The organism is Xenorhabdus hominickii (assembly GCF_002632725.1).
Taxonomy (GTDB): domain Bacteria; phylum Pseudomonadota; class Gammaproteobacteria; order Enterobacterales; family Enterobacteriaceae; genus Xenorhabdus; species Xenorhabdus hominickii.
On record NZ_NJAI01000001.1, the window covers coordinates 558,492 to 576,914 of the forward strand.

Sequence of the window (18,423 nt, forward strand, 5' to 3'; positions counted from 1 at the left end):
GCAATATTGACATGTATGACGTATGTGAATCATATTACATACGTTAAGTATGTCAATTAACATACGTGATGTATGTCAATAAGGAAAAAGATGGTACGCAGAACTAGAAAAGAAATGATTGAAGAGACTCGTGGCAAGTTGATTGATGCTGCACTGCCCGCTTTTACCCAAAGAGGATACGCGGAAACCTCTATGGATGATTTCACCGCTTCTGCGGGCCTCACACGAGGAGCGCTCTATCACCATTTCGGCGATAAGAAAGGCCTTTTGTTTGCTGTCGTAGAAAAATTGGATACTGAAATGGACCAACGACTGAAAGCAGCATCAGACAACGAAATAAATCTCTGGAAGGGGTTCATTTCCCGATGCCATCTTTATCTCGAAATGGCTCTTGAGCCTGAAGTCCAACGCATTATACTTAGAGATGCCCCCTCTGTTCTGGGCGCTGCTTACACCCAAGCCAGCAAGCGCCAATGTTTGGCTTCCTTAACTGAAATTCTCTCTGCATTAATGGAAACTGGCACGATCAAGAAAGGTGATTCTGCAACATTGGCTCGGCTTATCAACGGGTCTCTTGTCGATGCAGCACTCTGGATCGCTGATGGAGAAAATCCAAATGAACGCCTCATCAATGCTATCCAGAATATTGATCTACTTCTTTATGGTCTTATCAAAGATAATTAACTGACACCTAAAACCAATACCTTGTTAATTCATTGATATTAAAATATTTTCACTTGAAAAAGCGGATAACTGTGGATTACAGAAACGTTTCTGAGGAAGGGAATTATTTATTCGATCTTTTTAAGAAAAGTGATATGTATCGGTATAAATGAAATATTGAAGATTAAATCTTGGAGCGGGAAACGAGACTCGAACTCGCGACCCCAACCTTGGCAAGGTTGTGCTCTACCAACTGAGCTATTCCCGCGTCGTAACGGCTAATATTAGCCTGAGATACCTGAATGCTGATTTTAAATATCAGTTAACTATATTGTTAACTGCATGAATAATAAAATTATTTTATTATTCCAAAAATCAGGAACGGGCGCCATTATGAAGGTGTTCAGATAATATGGCAAGTCTTTTGCCCCATTCCTTTGCTAAACGCTCAAAATATATTCGACCCAACCCGCTATCTAAATTACTACGATAACTCCAACAGTTATCCAGATCACCTGACAACTATCAAATTTTAACATAAAACAAACATATAAATAACATCTAATAAGATTTATGCTTGCTGTAACCTTTTTACGGAAATAGATTAACTCCAATTTTGAAGCAACTTAGATGATTATTCTCTTCAGAGAGGGTCAAAAGTATGGCTCGATATTATCAATCTAAATTTGTCACGGGCACTGAAGCTCTGGTTGACCTTCTACTCGCTCAGGCTGAACTAGATGAATTCCACAATCTCAACACAGCAGGATTTGTTTCTGGCTATCGGGGTTCACCACTGGCCCGCTTAGACCAAGTATTATGGCAACATCAAAAAAAGCTGACCCAAGCCAACATTCGTTTTCATCCATCAGTCAATGAAGATCTCGCCGCTGATGCACTAATAGGCACACAGAAAGTCGAATCTGACCCCGATAGACAGGTTAACTCTGTCTTTGGTATGTGGTATGGAAAAGGGCCGGGAGTAGACCGCTCTGGTGATGCGCTCAGGCATGGCAATGCCTATGGCTCTTCTCCACATGGAGGTGTACTTGTTATCGCCGGAGACGATCATGGTTGTGTCTCTTCCTCCATGTCTCACCAGTCCGATCTCGCCATGATGGCATGGAGTATGCCCGTTTTGCATCCGGCATCGGTCGCTGATTATCTCGAAATCGGATTATGGGGATGGGCTGCATCACGCGTGAGCGGGGCGTGGTTTGGATTCAAGGCAATCAGTGAAGTTGTGGAAAGTGGCGCAGTCAGAGCAAGCCTGCCATTTCCGGATTATAAAATTCCCCAGGTCGATACCGGCCCGGATGGACTGCACTGGCGCTGGCCCGACCTTCCCGGCCCGCAGATTGAGAAACGCTTGGCCTATAAACTGAAAGCCGTTGAAGAATTTGCCAAACTAAACCCCATTGATCGACTTCTTGCTCCTTGCGAACATCCACGCGCTTTATTGGTAACGGTCGGGAAAGCGCATAAAGATGTGATGGAGGCTCTACGTGCCGGAGGCCTGACACCTTCCGAGCTCGCACAGCAAGGCGTTGCATTTCTTCATGTCCGTTTGGTTTATCCCTTATCACCTCTTCTTTGCGAACTCGCGGCACAAGTCACCGATATTTTTGTCATAGAGGAGAAAACGGCCGTCGTTGAAATGCTACTCGCACATCAGCTGGTTAAGTTACAAAAAAATATCAGGTTGATAGGCAAACATAATCATCTTGGCCAAAAACTATTGCCCGCAGATGTGGAGTTACGCCCTTCACGAGTCGCTGTTCCGCTTTCGGGATGGTTACAACAGTTCAATCTCTCCCTCTCCGTGCCACTCGAATGGTCAACTGCCATCATTCCGCACGATGCCTCCTTGCCAAAGCGTACACCTTATTTCTGCGCAGGTTGCCCACATAGCACCTCGACTCGCTTGCCAGAGGGTAGTCAAGCCCAGATTGGCATTGGGTGTCATGTAATGGCAGCCTGGATGGATCGCAACACAGGAAGTGGCCTCTTACCCATGGGAGGTGAAGGGATCGACTGGATAGGACATGCCCCTTTTGTCAATCGATCTCACGTATTTCAGAACTTGGGTGATGGTACTTATTTTCATTCCGGTCATTTAGCCATTCGCCAATCAGTCGCCGCAGGAAGTCACATTACTTATAAATTGCTGTTTAATGATGCCGTAGCAATGACAGGCGGCCAGCAACTAGATGGAAACATCACCATACCGCAGATTGCCGCTTCGATGATTGCCGAAGGTGTGAAAGAAGTCGCGGTCGTGACAGATAATCTTGATAAATACCAAGATAAAAATCGTCTTCCTGCCAATGTGAGTCTCTATGGACGAGATTATCTCGAAGATGTACAAAAACGTTTTCGAGAGATCGAAGATGTGACAGTGATCATCTACGATCAAGCCTGTGCCACAGAACTTCGCCGCAAAAGAAAACGGGGATTAACCCCAAAAGCACCACGACGTGCTGTTATTAACGAGCTGGTTTGTGAGGGATGTGGTGACTGTCAGATACAATCGAATTGTCTTGCTGTCGTGCCTGTAAAAACACCGTTAGGCACTAAGCGCATGATAGACCAGCACGTTTGCAACTCGGATTTATCCTGTCTGAAAGGATTTTGCCCCAGCTTTATCACGGTAGAAAATGCCACTCCACTCCCCAACCTCAGCAAAATTCTCTCACAGACCGACTTAGAAAAAGTTATCCATAAATTACCCCAGCCAACACTTTTTCCTGCGGAAACACCTTATGAAATCCTGCTGGTTGGTATCGGTGGTACAGGTATCGTCACCGCAGGACATCTACTCGCAAATGCAGCTCAATTAGATCATTGTGTCGTCAGTCTGCTTAATTTTACTGGCTTTGCCCAAAAAGGGGGGGAAGCGATAACTCATGTACGGTTATGCCGTGACATAAATAAACTACACCAAGTCAGAATTGATCGGGAACGTGCCAATCTGGTTATCGCTGCTGATTTAGTGGCTGCAACTGGGCAAAGTTCACTGGAAGTCATGTCGAGAAGTACAACAAAATGCATCCTGAACACCCATAAAACACAAATCGGCACCATGCTCCGAGCACCTATGCTGGATTTGGATCAGCCCAAAATGCTCGACACCCTTAACCAACATATTTATAAATTACACTCAATTGATGCAGAAATGATGGCCACTATGCTGGTGGGTGACAGAGATCAAACAAATATCATATTAATCGGTTACGCGTGGCAACTCGGCAAACTTCCAATCTCTTTATATTCCATCGACGACACTATTCAAGAGCTGGGAAGTTCAGCAGATAATGCCCGACGGGCTTTCCATATTGGCCGTATTGCGGCTGTACAGCCAGAGATCTTATATGAACATCTGAATATCCATCCACAGAAGAGCGTGGATAGTCTGGATGACCTCATTATGCAGCGATATCAATTGCTGGTTGATTACCAAAATGAAAGATATGCGATGCGTTACCTCAGCCGCATTGCCCAAATTCAAATGGTGGCTCAACAGATTGATGCCGAAGAAATTACCAAGTCCGTCGCTGAAAATTTATTTAAATTGATGGCGTACAAAGATGAATATGAAGTCGCCCGCCTTTACGTCAAAACAGATTTTCTCGATAAGCTCCGCTCACAATTTGACAATACAGACAATATTCGTTTTCACCTTAGTCTTCCCCTTTTCAATCGTAAAGACCCTCGCACGGGTCAACGAGGAAAACGGGAATATGGTTCGTGGATTATTCCTGTATTCCGTTTTCTGGCCGCCTGCAAGCCACTTCGCGGTACAGTTTTCGATATCTTTGGCTATCAGGAAGAGCGTAAACAAGAAAGAAATTTACTGCTTGAATATGAACGAGTTATTGATTTTCTGATAGATAAACTGGATCGCAATAATTTGACCATCTGCCAGCAACTCGCGGAACTGCCCAATCAAGTTCGTGGTTTTGGTCATGTAAAACAAAAAACAATAAAAAACATGATGGAACATAAGGAAACATTGCTGAAAGAATTGCAAAAAGCGATGTGATAATACGTGTTGGACATCATAAATAGTGATGTCCAACATTTTTCGAACACCCATATACAAATTCGTCCCCCTCAAGCATCAAGTAATAATCTTTGTACTAACTCTACTGTTCGTCATCATCCATTATTTCCAGCAGTTTTTGTTCCTTCCAACTGCTATTCCTTCCAGTTGCTATAGTAATCACGTAGCCGCGTTATTATTTGTTCATCATAACAAGAAAATGCAATCAAATCAGGGGGCGGCGTATAAGTAGCATCAATAGATTCAACTTGTGTACGATACTTATTGAGTAAACATTCATGGATTAATTCATCCCATTCAGGCCTAATATTCCAGAGACATTCATAACCCATCGCCATCGTTTGTTGTACCGTCTCCAAAATAGTCATATCTCGGTTAAGCCCCACTAAAGGCTGACGAATAGGTGTGAAGTCCCCTAAGTCAATCTCCAGATTAGGTAGCCCTATGAGTGCATTCGCAGCATAATCAGCTAAAAGCGGGGATTGATGCAGGCCATCCCTGTAAGTGCCAGTCACAAGCCACAGCCCATCTATACCACACTCCCCAATCAATGGAAAACCGTCTGCGGAGACAGGCCTATTGCCAACCTAAACGGCAAGAACCTCAGATTCAAACAAATCAATGTGTACCTGATTGTAAGCGCACTCCACAAGAAACTATATGGTAGCCACTGTCCCATAGGCACGAGGTTGGCTGAACACAAGGTTAGTCGCGCCGACGTAAAGAACACCATCACCACGCGGAACACAATTGGCCTTAGTTAGATATTTTGAAAACAAAAAAAGCGCCTTTCGGCGCTTTTTCTATGACTGGCAGACTTTGAAAAAAGTCTACCGTCCTGAATTTGGAGCGGGAAACGAGACTCGAACTCGCGACCCCAACCTTGGCAAGGTTGTGCTCTACCAACTGAGCTATTCCCGCATTACCGTGATATATGCAACATGCTGTAAAAACCAATAAATCTGTAACCATTTGATTAACAGATAGTTTTTATGATGAATAATCAGGATGGGCGCTATTATGGACTTGTTTAATGACAATGGCAAGCCCTTTACACACAATCAAATATCAAGCGCTCAAAATACATGCTAACTCGATTAATATTGCGACTTTCCCTCCCTCATCCACCCATCTGGCACCGCTCTACAGTCAAGAGCCTCACTTACCGTAGAAAAAGGAAAAATACCATTGGCTATGGACCAGGACCATTGACGAAAAACTAAAGTCACATTAATCTATTATTCAATTATTATATTGAATGTATATTATGGTATTGCTGTGCTTCATATCGCATATTCATTAATTAGGAGTTTTCATAGTGACACCCAATAAAATGCACTCTAACAATAAGCCGCAGCCTAAGTCGCTAAAAGACACCAAACATCTAGCATTCGCGATCCTAGCAATCGTCCAAAGTACATTGATCTTCACAATTGCACTGATCACTGTTCCACTCCCAAAAATCGCAGTAGAACTCAATCTTACATCTGCTAACTTACTTCTTATTCTTGCTGCCTATGGACTTCCATTCAGTGGGTTGCTGCTTTTTGGTGGGCGGTTGGCAGATAGGTTCCAGGGAAGACAGATGTTTACTATTGGTTTACTCATTTTCAGTATATCTTCCCTTTTGGCAGGTTTAGCCCCCTCTTTCAAAGTACTTGTAGCCATGCGCTTTGTTCAAGGAATAGGAGGAGCCTTGACAGCACCAGCAGCAATGGCAGTACTCCGTTCATTGTTCCCAGAACCTAGTGCGTTTTCCCGGGCAATGGCCACATGGGGGGGTGTTTCCGTGCTTGGTGCCATCTTGGGATTTGTGTTCTCAGGAGTGGCAACAACGTGGATCTCCTGGCGATGGATGTTCACTATTCCAGTCCTTGTATCAGTCATAGGCTTAATAAGTACTCGGAGCCTACTTCCTGCTGACGCTGACGAATCCAATCAGTATCGCCCCAAACTGGATCTAGTAGGAGCGATATTAGCCACATTAGGCATTTCATTGGGTAGTTATGGCTTAATATTAACTGGTGATCACTCATGGTCATTACCAATCGTGCTAATTCCACTTCTGGCAGGTCTTGGGTTATTAACTGCTTTTACAATAGTCGAACGTTTCGTCCGCGATCCACTTCTTCCCCCTGGGTTTATTTTCGAACGGCATCGCCTCACCGGATTGTTTGGCATGTTGCTGGCCGCAGCAGGGTCAGGTGTTACCAATTTTGCTTTATCACTCTATCTTCAACAAGAATTGGGATGGACACCACTCATGACAGCTGTTTCATTCCTACCATTCGCAGTTGCTCTCATTGTGACAGGACAAATGGCAACTCCTCTAGTTAGCCGCATCGGTGCAGCACGAGTAACAAGCTCTGGGTTGCTTATTGCTGCAATTGGACTTGGTCTGCTAGCCAATATTGACAGAAGTACCACTTATATTCTGGGCCTGCTACCCAGTTTAGTTTTGGTAGCAATAGGTATTTCACTCGCTTTCTCGGGTTCTGCCGTGCTTTCCACAATAAATGTGCCTATGCATCAGGCTGGCCTCGCAGGTGGCGTCATGAATACCGCCATGGAACTCGGCCCAACCGTTGGTCTTTCGACATTAATGGCTGTAGCCGCGACACAAATAGATACAGTTGATGGCTATGCATGGGCGTTCGGAACGGCTGCGGTTGCTTATACCATCGCAGCGCTGCTGGCAATTTTGTTCACAAATCAAACTGCTGCTACATTAGGTAAACCTCACCATGAATAAACTTCAATCTGAGGGAATAAACCCAAAAACTTCACCAAGAATGACATCATCAGCCCAAAAACCTCACGATATCCCTATCTCCATTTACCTGCTTGGACTGACTATATTCACACTCACCACCTCTGAATTTATGGTGGTAGGTATGATGCCATCCTTAACCGATGTATTTGGTGTCACTGTCGCGGATATTGGCTATCTGATATCACTCTATGCCGTTGGTATGGTTGTCGGTGGGCCAATACTGACGGCACTATTTGTCGTGCTACAAATCCCAAATAAACAGGCGTTACTTTGGTTACTCGCACTCTACAGTGTCGGGGGGATCATCGCCGCAACGTCCGGAAGTTATCAGGTGATGGCTATTGCCCGTGTTATCACTGGCGTTGCCGGTTCAGCTTGTATCGGTATCTCTTTAGCTGTTTGCGGTGAGGTAGTAAAAGCTGATATGCGGGGCAGAGCATCATCAATTGTGCTCAGTGGCATGATGTTAGCCACCGTTTTAGGTGTACCCGCAGCAACCGTAATCGACCAGAATCTTGGCTGGCGTTTGAGCTTTTGGCTGGTCGTTGTATTCACCATAACCTGTTCCTTAATCGTATGGGTACTCGTACCCGCTTCGCGCAACAAGTCAGATGTCCATATTGGAGATCAGCTTGCATCATTTCGCAACGGCAGGTTATGGGCTGCTTATGGCACAAGTGCCCTAATCATCGGGGCCTCTTACGCCGCTTTCAGCTACATCTCTGCAATTTTGACTGAAATCACAGGGTTCATGCCTGCTATCGTGCCTATCATATTAGCGCTTTATGGTGCAGCGAATGTCATTGGTAATACGATGACTGGACGTTTTGCCGATCGGTATACCTTGTCAGTACTCACCATCGGGTTAAGTATACTGGCTGTATCACTGCTGGTATTCGCGATCTACCCAGAGAACCGTTATATCAGTGTGATCGCATTTTTAGTGATCGGCCTTGTGGGAGTTCCGATGAGCCCAGCTATGATCACACGTGTTATGCGGGTGGCAAATGCAGGGCCACTGGTCAATAGTGTCCATGTATCGGTTATTAATAGCGGTCTGGCATTCATCGCATGGGCCGGAGGAATAAGCATTGGTGCTGGTTATGGCCTGATATCACCACTGTGGATAGGATTAATTCTGGCTATCTTCGCCCTGCTTTCACTCACCCCACCTAGCGTCCGGACGGCAATGAAATTGTCTTAAACTGAAAACATTTTAAACAAGTAAGGCAACTTTTTTCAACAATGCTTGGGGATAATAAGGAATTTGTTTGGAATTCTAGGCAATAAGATTTGGAGCGGGAAACGAGACTCGAACTCGCGACCCCAACCTTGGCAAGGTTGTGCTCTACCAACTGAGCTATTCCCGCTTAGATTTTGGTGTGCTGTACTTCTGAAATTCTTCATCGGTACGGGGAGCGCATTATACGAGGAATTATTCTTCTGGCAAGTCCCCAAACGTAAAAAATCGCATTTTTTCTCTGGTTGATGATTAAATCGGCAAGTTATTCATTTAATCGTCAACTCAGAGATTCATTTACGTACAAATTTTGTACCAAGCACTATTTTTTATTTCTGAATAAAATGCTCGCGGTAGTAAACCAATTCAGCTATCGATTCCCGAATATCATCCAGTGCCTTATGAGTATTTTTCTTGCTGAACCCAGCCAACATTTCAGGCTTCCAACGACGAGCCAGCTCTTTAAGCGTGCTGACATCCAAATAGCGATAGTGAAAATATTTCTCCAACTCCGGCATATAACGGAACAAAAAACGGCGATCCTGCCCCACACTATTGCCGCAAATTGGCGACTTTCCGGCCGGAACCCACTGTTCCAGAAAGGCTATCATCGCTTTTTCTGCCTGAGCATCATCAAGCTGACTCTGTTTCACTCTCTCAACCAACCCACTGGCAGTATGCGTCCGTACATTCCAATCATCCATCAAGGCCAACTGCGCATCAGATTGATGTACCGCAATCACAGGCCCTTCCGCGAGGATATTCAACTCAGAGTCGGTGACAATGATTGCAATTTCGATTATGCGATCCCGCTCTGGATCTAAACCGGTCATCTCTAAATCTATCCAGATAAGATTGTTCTCACTTTTTGACATGATATATCCTAGTTTCCTTTAAAACAGGTAGTCTGTATCTGTGATGTATCATAACGTTTTTGATCATCCACAGCGATAATCAGCAATATAGATGAAATAATAGTGAGGTTCGGTGGCTAAAAGTAAACTCTCCAAAGGGCAGCAACGCCGTGTGCAAGCCAATCACCAGCGCAGGCTGAACAAAAAAACTGACGCCAATAAACCAGAAATGGATGATAGTCAGTTTGGTGAGCCACAGGAAGGGCTGGTGATCAGCCGCTTCGGGCAACATGCCGATATTGAAGCCGCTGATTCATCCATACAGCGTTGCAATATCCGCAGGACGATCCGCTCTTTGGTCACGGGTGATCGTGTCGTATGGCGTCCCGCGCTGCAACTCCAATCAGATGTCAAGGTTAATGGGATCGTCGAGGCGGTTCATGAACGTACCTCTGTGCTCACCCGTCCCGATTACTATGACGGCCTCAAGCCCATAGCATCAAATATCAACCAAATCGTGGTTGTTTCGGCTATCTTGCCTGAACTCTCACTGAATATTATCGACCGCTATTTAGTCGCTTGTGAAACACTCGATATCGAGCCTTTGATCATACTCAATAAAATTGACCTGCTGGATGCCGAAAGCCGTGAATGGGTCAACGGTATCATGGATATCTACCGTCATATCGGCTATCGCGTACTGGAAGTTTCCAGCCACACCGGTGAAGGCATGGCAGAACTCACCTCCCAGCTGGCCGACAAAATCAGTATTTTTGCAGGGCAATCTGGTGTCGGGAAATCAAGCCTGCTCAATACCCTGTTGCCTGACGATGAAGATATTCTGGTCAATGACGTTTCAGATAATTCCGGCCTCGGCCAGCATACCACCACTACCTCACGCCTTTACCATTTTCCACAGGGAGGTGACGTGATCGACTCTCCGGGCGTCCGAGAATTCGGATTGTGGCATTTAACACCCGAACAGGTGACACAAGGCTTTATTGAATTCCGCGAATATCTTGGAAAATGCAAATTTCGTGATTGCAAACATCAAGATGATCCCGGATGTGCATTAAAGGAAGCACTGGAACAAGGTACCATTGCAGAAGAACGTTTCGAAAATTATTACCGGATTCTGGAAAGCATGGCGCAAGTTAAACCACGCCGAAATTTCACAGACGTTCAAAAATAAAACAATAACTAACGATACACTGACATTAAAAACAATGGCGGGTACAATAGTAGGCTTTTGTCCAATTTGCCAAGAATAAATCCAAGAGGTTGACGTGCTGGATAATCTTAAAATCAGATTACAATATTTACTGCCAAAACAATGTATGACTCACTTGGCAGGCTGGTTCGCTAATAAAAAGGCTGGCTGGCTGACACAGTTTGCAATCAAGGCTTTCTCCAAAGCCTATAAAGTGGACATGAATGAAGCAAAAGATCCTTCATTCACCGCTTACTCAACATTCAATGAGTTTTTTGTTCGTCCGTTGAAAGAGGGCATTCGGCCTATCGTCAATGACGCCCATCAGTTAGCTCTGCCAGCAGACGGAACCGTTAGCCAACTTGGGGCGATCCGTGAAGATCAAATTATTCAGGCCAAAGGCCACTACTACACTGTAGAAGCTCTGCTAGCAGGACAGTATCAACTGGCCGAACAATTCCGCAACGGCCAATTTATCACGACTTACTTGTCACCAAAGGATTACCACCGTGTCCATATGCCATGCGACGGTGTGCTGAAAGAGATGATCTATGTTCCCGGTGATCTGTTTTCAGTCAACCCATTGACAGCGGCTAATGTTCCAAATTTGTTTGCCCGTAATGAACGAATTATCTGTATATTCGAAACAGCATTCGGGCCAATGGCACAGATCCTGGTTGGTGCGACAATTGTCGGCAGCATGGAAACCGTCTGGAGTGGCTGTGTCACACCGCCACGCGAAGGCATTATCAAACGTTGGGCCTATCCTGAAGAAGGTCAGGAAAGCGCGGTTTCCCTTAAGAAAGGGGAAGAAATGGGACGATTCAAGCTCGGTTCAACCGTTATCAACCTGTTTGCCTCTAATCAGATTCAATTTGCCAATAACTTATACAGTGGTTCACAAACCCGTCTGGGTGGATTGATGGCTCAGGCTATCACAGCAGAAGAGCAAGCAATGAACACCGATGAATCAGTGAATAACGATATCATCAGCTAATTTAGAGACTAGGAGGAGCCCCTTATTGTGCGCCTGATTATCAGTTTACTTCTCAGCCTGTGTATTACGAATTCGGCTTTTGCCGCTATCACACAATTGGATGAAATCCAGTTGAAACAAGTTGGAGGTAATAAAAATCCACAAGATGCTGAAATCGCGCAAACACTTCAAGGGGCAATCAATTGGGTTAACGATACAAAATCCGCCGAGGAGCGCACCCAAAAGTACCAACAGACCATTGATGACTTTCCTGCCATCATCAAAGAATTGCGCCAAAAAATTCTCAATGAAAGCAATACAGTTGCCCCTATTCCTGTAAATCAGCCTATCAGCAATTTAGAGCAACAGATTATCCAAATCAGTAGCCAATTGCTGGAACAAGGACGCCAATTACAGCAAGAACAGGATAAAATCCGGGAAATCAGTGACTCAATTAACCAATTGCCTCAACAGCAAGTTGAGGCAAAGCGTCAGTTAACTGAAGCAACGTCCCGCTTTCAATCGTTGGGGTCGCCTTCCACGCCACTGGCTGAAGCACAATTGACTCTTGCCCAAGCAGAGATCAATGCCCGTAAAGCGGTAACTGGTGAGCTGGAAATGGCACAACTTTCTGCCAATAATCGGCAGGAAATTGCACGTATACGCACCGATTTATTTAAAAAACGCTACCAAAAGCTGGATCTCAAACTCCAGCAATTACGCAATCAGTTAAATAACCAACGCCAGCAGAAAGCAGAATCTGCACTTGAACATACCGAAATGCTGGCGGAACAGAGTGGCGGGAAACTTTCACCATTTTTGCAGGATGAACTCCAGCAGAACCGCCAACTGTCACAAATGCTCAGTCAGCAAACCCTGAGCATGGAGGCTATTGGCTCACAACAACACAAAGCTGCCAGCGACATTCTGCAAGTTCGCCAAACCCTGAATACAATCCGTGAGCAGGCGCAATGGCTGAACGATTCGACCGCGCTCGGCGAAGCATTAAGAGCTCAAGTCACCCGTATTCCTGATATGCCAAAGTCCCAGCAGCTTGACAGAAATATTGTTGAACTGCGGGTTGAAAGATTGAAATATGAGGAGATGTTGGAACGTTCACAGCGGGATATCGAACAAACCTCACCTGCGAATCATTCCCTGACGCCGGCACAAAAACAGGTCTATGAGTCACTTATCCGCACCCGAAAAGAGCTATTAAGTTCTCTGATCTCAGGCTATGACAACGAAATACTGGAACTGACAAAGCTCAAAGTAGCCACCAGCCAGTTAAACGATGCCCTGAAAGAAGTGCAAGATGCAACCCACCGCTATCTGTTTTGGGTCGCGGATGTCAATCCCATTTCGCTGAAATATCCACTGCTGGTCGTACAAGATCTGACGCGGCTGCTGTCTCTGGATACATTCTCGCAGCTAGGCGTTGCAATCCATGTCATGCTGACGACGCAAGATACCTTGCTCTATTTGCTGGGAACGTTATTACTGGTAATTTTCAGTATTAGTTCACACCGCCAATACAATGCCTTTCTTGAACGCTCCAGCAATCGCATCGGTAAAGTGACACAAGACCATTTCTCCCTTACCCTGCGCACAGTTTTTTGGTCTATCGTCGCCGCGTTACCTCTGCCGATGCTCTGGTCTGCCATTGGCTATGGGCTGCAAAATGCGTGGCAATATCCGATGGCTAATGCAATCGGCAATGGCGTACGTGAAACAACGCCAGTCCTGTGGGTCTTTATGCTCAGTGCCGCATTTGCCCGCCCTAATGGCTTATTTATCGCACACTTTCGTTGGCCGGAAGAACGCATAAAACGAGCAATGCGTTTCTATCGCCTTTCCATTTTCCTGATCGTGCCTCTGATGATGGCATTGATTACCTTTAATCATTACAGCGACCGAGAATTTACCTCTACCCTCGGCAGACTGTGTTTTGTCATGCTCTGTATTTCACTGAGTTTGGTGACCAGCAGCTTAAAACGCGCGGGTATCCCGCTTTATATGGACAAACATGGGTCTGGCGAAAATCTCGTTAGCTCAGTCTTATGGTGGATACTGCTTTCTGCCCCGATTTTAGCAGCACTTGCTTCGATCCTTGGTTATCTGCAAACCTCACAGGCACTGCTGGGCCGTTTGGAAACGTCTGTTGCCATCTGGTTCTTCTTACTGGTCATTTACCATATTATTCGTCGATGGATGCTGATCCAGCGCCGCAAAATTGCTTTTGAACGGGCGAAACAACGCCGTGCAGAGATACTGGCCCAACGCGCCAAAAGTGAAGAAGATTCATCCAATACCAATAGCAGCGTAGAAGGTTCAATCGAAGTTGAAGAACCAGTGATCGATTTGGATGCAATTAGCGCTCAATCATTGGGATTGGTGCGTTCTATCCTGACGATGATTGCACTGGTTTCCCTCATCCTGTTGTGGTCTGAATTACATTCTGCCTTCTCTTTCCTTGAGAACATCAGGCTCTGGGACGTTAGCACAACCATCAACGGTGTCGATACCATCCAACCAATTACGTTAGGTTCGATATTAATTGCGATACTTGTCATCGTCATTACGACACAACTTGTTCGTAACCTACCGGCATTGCTGGAACTGGCTTTATTACAACATTTGGATCTGGCGCCGGGTACGGGTTATGCCATTACAACGCTGACCAAATACAGTATTACCCTGATCGGTGGCCTGGTTGGTTTCTCTCTGGTGGGTGTTGAATGGTCGAAGCTGCAATGGCTCATTGCTGCAATGGGTGTTGGTCTGGGTTTTGGCTTACAGGAAATTTTCACCAATATTATTTCCGGCCTGATCATCTTGTTTGAAAAACCGATCCGAATTGGGGATACCGTGACTATCCGTAATCTGACGGGCAGTATCACGAAGATCAATACACGAGCAACGACCCTGTCTGACTGGGACAGAAAAGAAATTATCGTTCCCAACAAGGCATTTATTACAGAGCAATTTATCAACTGGTCATTGTCAGACACAGTCACCCGTATTGTTCTGACTATCCCTGTCCCCGCCGATACTGAATCGGCCTATGCTACAGATATCTTGATGACCGCAGCCAAAAGCTCACCATTAATTCTCGATAATCCAATGCCAGAAGTGTATTTAGTGGATTTACAGCAAGGCATTCAGATTTACGAACTACGTGCCTATGCCGCAGAAATGGGGCACCGTATGCCTGCCCGCCATGAAGTGCATCAACACATTTTGCAGGAATTCCACAAACACGGTATTACCTTGCCATTCCCGCCTTTTCAGGCTCGTGTTGATATTTTTGGGCAGCAGATCCGCAGTTCTACAGCCAATATTTCGGGCCGCAATCCCCCACGTAAAGCAGGAGAGCTGTAATCTGATGTCAACATGACCAGACACATACCTTTTCAAATTAGCGGATTACTGGCATTAAATGGTGTTTCCATCCTGGGAAACACCATCACTGAAATTGCCATTCCGTGGCTGATTCTGGAAATATCAGGCAGCCCGCTGCTGGTTGCCACTGTGATGTCTGCAAAAATCTTACCCTTGATATTTTCTATTTTCTTTAGCGCACAATTGGTAGATAAATACGGTGCCTTTCGTATCTCACTCTTATCTGATTTCGTAAATTTCCTGAGTATCCTGCTGATCCCTGTGTTTTATACGATGGATAGCCTGAATTTTTACCTGCTGGCTATTTTGTTGATATTCTCCACCGTTCTGGATTCTCCGGGGCGATTGGCAAAAGATGTGATGCTGTCGAAGGAGATCAAACACAATAAAAGTCAACATGAGTTGATTAATGGGATCAACAGCACCATTGAGAATATTTGTGACCTGACCGGCCCTGCACTTGGATCATTAATTATTGCGATGCTGGGCACGATCAACTCCCTGTATTTCGATGCAATCAGTTTTTTAGTCGCCGCTCTAGGGCTGATCATTCTGAAAAAGCATTTTGTCGCCAATATCAATGAAGTGACAGAAACACCGTCTCTGCCACACCATTATTTCCTTGAAGCATTCCGATACATTAAGTCCGAAAAAGAACTTTACGCCGTACTTATCATCAGTTCAGTCGTGAACTTTGTTATTAGTCCGTTCCTGATCGTTTATTTACCTTATATCAATAAACAAGAATTTAATTCCGTTTTAAGCCTTGGCATCTCAATGACCTGCTTCGGTGTGGGAACAGCGGTATCTTCATTTCTGTATGGTGTATATGGCAAATATTTTTCCAGCAACCGCATCATTCTTTCCGGCTACAGCTTGCTGGTACTCGCCCTGATATCCCTGAGCCTGTTCAGCGGACAATATGCCTTGTGCACCCAACTTTTTGCCATTGGCGTTGGCATTGGCTTTTCTGCTCCCGTAGAAGTCACGCTGATCCAACATCAAGTACCAGAAAACCTGTTTGGCCGAATCATGACACTGTTTACCTCCACCCGCTTTCTTGCCATCCCGGTTGGATATATCTGTTTTGGCGCGGTGTTGGAATCCAGACTTGCTGAGCAAACACCATTAATAATGGCAGCCATAGTATTAGGAGGCTTAGCGGTTTATGGGTATATGCGAGGGAAACGTCAGTGAAGACAACTATTTTTCAGGCTGATGAGCCATTACAGCACAATACTTCTTTGCCCCTATATCGCCAGATATACCAACGTTTTATTCAGGCCATCACCCAAGGAATACTACAACCGGATCAACGTGTGCCGTCTATCCGTGCGTTATCCAGTGAACTTCGCGTGTCACGCAGTACCGTAGAATCTGCTTACACCCGGTTGATTGAAGAGGGCTATCTGGAAGCCAAAGGACAAGCAGGAACCGTCGTTTCATCACAGCTTACGGGCATACCCTTAAAATCACCTGCAATACTGCTTCCACCTGAGCCAGAGGTGGATCATTTATCACTGTTCGATTCTGCTGCATTAACGCAGCCACTGACTTATCAATTGGGGTTGCCTGCGTTAGATCTTTTTCCCCGAAAATTATGGAACACTCTGACCACTAAGCATATCCGTTTGCAAAGCCGGCATCTGTTTTATCCCCAATCTACGGGCTATCCGCCCTTGCAAGAAGCCATTGCATCTTATCTGCAATTATCGCGGGGCGTAATCTGTGTCCCAAAACAAATTTTCATCACCGCAGGCTATCGTGACGCACTCAATCTGATTGGCCGGGCTCTCCTCAAACCAAAGGATCAAATTTGGCTCGAAGATCCCTGCTTTCCTCCCGGTTACCATTTACTGACGCAAATGGGAGCTGAAATTGTTCCCATTCCTGTTGATCAGCATGGTATCTGTGTCTCACTCGCTCAGGAACGAGCCCCCAATGCGCGGCTTGCCTTGGGTGACGCCCACACATCAAAGTCCATTGGGCGTCTCTTTGTCAATGGTGCGCAGACAAGCACTTTTGGCATGGGCAGAGCAAAACCATGCCTTTGTGATCGAAGATGATTATGACAGCGAATTCCAATACGAAGGCCGTCCCCAGCCTTCACTAGCCAGTTTGAGGTCTGACAATATCTTGTATCTCGGTACATTCAGCAAAGTTTTAACACCTGCACTCAGGCTCGCTTATCTGGTGGTTCCTCCCCAATTGTTACCGCTGTTCAATGCGACATGCCACACGTGGCATGATGGTTGCCCTTTATTGCAGCAAGCCATTGTTGCTGATTTTATACAAGAAGGGCATTTCACCCGCCATTTACACAAAATGCGCACCGCTTATGCACAACGACGCCAGATAGTGATTGAGAGCTTAAAACAGGTTTTTGATACCCGTTTACAGTTCGATATTTCGGCTGGCGGGCTGAATTTACTAGCTCGCCTTGAACATCATGAAGATGATGTGGCTCTGGCTCAACACGCCAGAGAACACCAATTTGGCATTGCCGCGTTGTCTGCCCGTAGTTTGAGGTCAGACAGTTTAAGGTCAGATAGCTTGGGTGCAGATTGCGGCAAAGGATTACTATTTGGATTTGCCAATGAAACCACACAGGAAGAAGCATTGAAACATGCGCAAAAACTGAAAAAATATCTGCACATATAAGCACATAGATACTAAGACGAAAGTTATTGGCGCATACCAATCGCCAGACGGTTCATTCCATTCATCAATGCAATCGCAAAAGTCAGATCCACAATTTCTTTATCCGTAAAATAGTCTTTCAAGGGTAAATAGGCGTCATCATCAGCATGTGTTTTCGCGACATACGTCAATGATTCAGCCCATTCCAACGCGGCCTTTTCACGTAAGGTAAACTGTCCGCTGACATGCCATCCCGCCAATTCAGCCAGACGGAGTTCAGTTTCCTGATGGTTTCTCAGAAACTGAGTGTGTTTGTTCAAACAGAAAGCACAGCCATTTATCTGAGAAACACGCAGATAAATCAGTTCAATCAACGGCAAACCCAACGGGCTTTTTTCCAATCCTTGTCTTACCGCACGAAATCCCTGCAATAGGGTCATGTATTAAATAGTTAGTTGTTGTGATATGCTTCCCGCCTTTTAAGGGTAAAGCATGGCCAAAGTTGACGTCTATTGCCGTTATTGTCACAAATCAGAACATGTCAAAGGACATGGAAAAGGGAATGGCGGACATCCTCGTTATCGTTGCTATACCTGCTGTAA

At 45.4% G+C, this 18,423-nt stretch carries 14 protein-coding genes and 3 tRNA genes; 11 read left to right on the forward strand and 6 right to left on the reverse strand.

The window, feature by feature from the left end; genetic code table 11:
• Positions 1 to 90: 90 nt before the first annotated feature.
• Positions 91 to 684, forward strand: coding sequence for a TetR/AcrR family transcriptional regulator (locus tag Xhom_RS02415; protein ID WP_069317251.1), 594 nt, complete (start codon positions 91 to 93; stop codon positions 682 to 684).
• A 171-nt stretch (positions 685 to 855) separates the two neighbouring features.
• On the opposite strand, the gene Xhom_RS02420 is transcribed toward Xhom_RS02415, so the two are convergent.
• A tRNA-Gly gene (locus Xhom_RS02420) sits at positions 856 to 931 on the reverse strand.
• 393 nt (positions 932 to 1,324) lie between these two features.
• On the opposite strand from Xhom_RS02420, the gene Xhom_RS02425 reads away from it, so the two are divergent.
• Entirely contained in the window at positions 1,325 to 4,705 is a 3,381-nt protein-coding gene (locus tag Xhom_RS02425) for an indolepyruvate ferredoxin oxidoreductase family protein (RefSeq protein WP_069317252.1), read from the forward strand.
• A gap of 155 nt (positions 4,706 to 4,860) precedes the next feature.
• Here Xhom_RS02425 and Xhom_RS02430 read toward each other — a convergent pair whose 3' ends face one another.
• Entirely contained in the window at positions 4,861 to 5,241 is a 381-nt protein-coding gene (locus Xhom_RS02430; protein ID WP_069317253.1) for a hypothetical protein, read from the reverse strand.
• Between the two features lie 330 nt (positions 5,242 to 5,571).
• Positions 5,572 to 5,647: transfer RNA gene (locus tag Xhom_RS02435), tRNA-Gly, on the reverse strand.
• Between the two features lie 397 nt (positions 5,648 to 6,044).
• Here Xhom_RS02435 and Xhom_RS02440 point away from each other — a divergent pair.
• Together Xhom_RS02440 and Xhom_RS02445 are read left to right on the forward strand one after the other, a co-directional pair.
• Complete coding sequence (locus Xhom_RS02440; protein ID WP_232326139.1) at positions 6,045 to 7,478, forward strand: MFS transporter; 1,434 nt, start codon at positions 6,045 to 6,047, stop codon at positions 7,476 to 7,478.
• Positions 7,471 to 8,703, forward strand: coding sequence for an MFS transporter (locus Xhom_RS02445; RefSeq protein WP_232326141.1), 1,233 nt, complete (start codon positions 7,471 to 7,473; stop codon positions 8,701 to 8,703). Before Xhom_RS02440 ends, Xhom_RS02445 begins: the two co-directional genes overlap by 8 nt.
• A gap of 90 nt (positions 8,704 to 8,793) precedes the next feature.
• Here Xhom_RS02445 and Xhom_RS02450 read toward each other — a convergent pair.
• Together Xhom_RS02450 and orn are read right to left on the reverse strand one after the other, a co-directional pair.
• Positions 8,794 to 8,869 (reverse strand) — tRNA-Gly (locus Xhom_RS02450).
• Positions 8,870 to 9,068: 199 nt separating this feature from the next.
• Positions 9,069 to 9,614, reverse strand: a complete 546-nt coding sequence (orn, locus tag Xhom_RS02455; RefSeq protein ID WP_069317254.1) for an oligoribonuclease — start codon at positions 9,612 to 9,614, stop codon at positions 9,069 to 9,071.
• 112 nt (positions 9,615 to 9,726) lie between these two features.
• Between orn and rsgA the strand changes: the two genes are divergently transcribed.
• The 6 genes from rsgA (at position 9,727) to Xhom_RS39730 (ending at position 17,842) form a co-directional block, all read left to right on the forward strand.
• Positions 9,727 to 10,785 carry a small ribosomal subunit biogenesis GTPase RsgA gene (gene rsgA, locus Xhom_RS02460; RefSeq protein ID WP_069317255.1) on the forward strand — a complete coding sequence of 353 codons (1,059 nt, stop codon included), beginning with the start codon at positions 9,727 to 9,729 and terminating at the stop codon, positions 10,783 to 10,785.
• A 94-nt stretch (positions 10,786 to 10,879) separates the two neighbouring features.
• Positions 10,880 to 11,800, forward strand: a complete 921-nt coding sequence (gene asd / locus Xhom_RS02465; RefSeq protein WP_069317256.1) for an archaetidylserine decarboxylase — start codon at positions 10,880 to 10,882, stop codon at positions 11,798 to 11,800.
• A gap of 27 nt (positions 11,801 to 11,827) precedes the next feature.
• Complete coding sequence (mscM, locus tag Xhom_RS02470) at positions 11,828 to 15,160, forward strand: miniconductance mechanosensitive channel MscM (RefSeq protein ID WP_069317257.1); 3,333 nt, start codon at positions 11,828 to 11,830, stop codon at positions 15,158 to 15,160.
• A gap of 12 nt (positions 15,161 to 15,172) precedes the next feature.
• Positions 15,173 to 16,378 (forward strand): MFS transporter, encoded by a 1,206-nt coding sequence (locus tag Xhom_RS02475; protein ID WP_069317258.1) that lies wholly within the window; start codon positions 15,173 to 15,175, stop codon positions 16,376 to 16,378.
• A complete protein-coding gene (locus Xhom_RS39725) occupies positions 16,375 to 17,247 on the forward strand; it encodes an aminotransferase-like domain-containing protein (protein ID WP_250637333.1) in 873 nt (290 codons plus the stop codon). The genes Xhom_RS02475 and Xhom_RS39725 overlap by 4 nt, the downstream gene beginning before the upstream one ends.
• Positions 17,183 to 17,842 carry an aminotransferase class I/II-fold pyridoxal phosphate-dependent enzyme gene (locus tag Xhom_RS39730; protein ID WP_250637334.1) on the forward strand — a complete coding sequence of 220 codons (660 nt, stop codon included), beginning with the start codon at positions 17,183 to 17,185 and terminating at the stop codon, positions 17,840 to 17,842. The genes Xhom_RS39725 and Xhom_RS39730 overlap by 65 nt, the downstream gene beginning before the upstream one ends.
• A gap of 23 nt (positions 17,843 to 17,865) precedes the next feature.
• Here Xhom_RS39730 and Xhom_RS02485 read toward each other — a convergent pair whose 3' ends face one another.
• Positions 17,866 to 18,261 carry a carboxymuconolactone decarboxylase family protein gene (locus Xhom_RS02485; protein ID WP_069317259.1) on the reverse strand — a complete coding sequence of 132 codons (396 nt, stop codon included), beginning with the start codon at positions 18,259 to 18,261 and terminating at the stop codon, positions 17,866 to 17,868.
• A 52-nt stretch (positions 18,262 to 18,313) separates the two neighbouring features.
• Here Xhom_RS02485 and Xhom_RS48785 point away from each other — a divergent pair.
• Positions 18,314 to 18,423: IS1 family transposase (locus Xhom_RS48785; RefSeq protein ID WP_338063730.1), on the forward strand; the 110-nt coding region annotated here is incomplete at its 3' end.

Bases quoted from the DNA above. Each gene is read 5' to 3' on its own strand.
- Xhom_RS02415 (WP_069317251.1), top strand. From the start codon at position 91: ATGGTACGCAGAACTAGAAAAGAAATGATTGAAGAGACTCGTGGCAAG.
- Xhom_RS02425 (WP_069317252.1), top strand. From the start codon at position 1,325: ATGGCTCGATATTATCAATCTAAATTTGTCACGGGCACTGAAGCTCTG.
- Xhom_RS02445 (WP_232326141.1), top strand. From the start codon at position 7,471: ATGAATAAACTTCAATCTGAGGGAATAAACCCAAAAACTTCACCAAGA.
- orn (WP_069317254.1), bottom strand. From the start codon at position 9,614: ATGTCAAAAAGTGAGAACAATCTTATCTGGATAGATTTAGAGATGACC.
- Xhom_RS02475 (WP_069317258.1), top strand. From the start codon at position 15,173: ATGACCAGACACATACCTTTTCAAATTAGCGGATTACTGGCATTAAAT.
- Xhom_RS39730 (WP_250637334.1), top strand. From the start codon at position 17,183: ATGGTGCGCAGACAAGCACTTTTGGCATGGGCAGAGCAAAACCATGCC.
- Xhom_RS02485 (WP_069317259.1), bottom strand. From the start codon at position 18,261: ATGACCCTATTGCAGGGATTTCGTGCGGTAAGACAAGGATTGGAAAAA.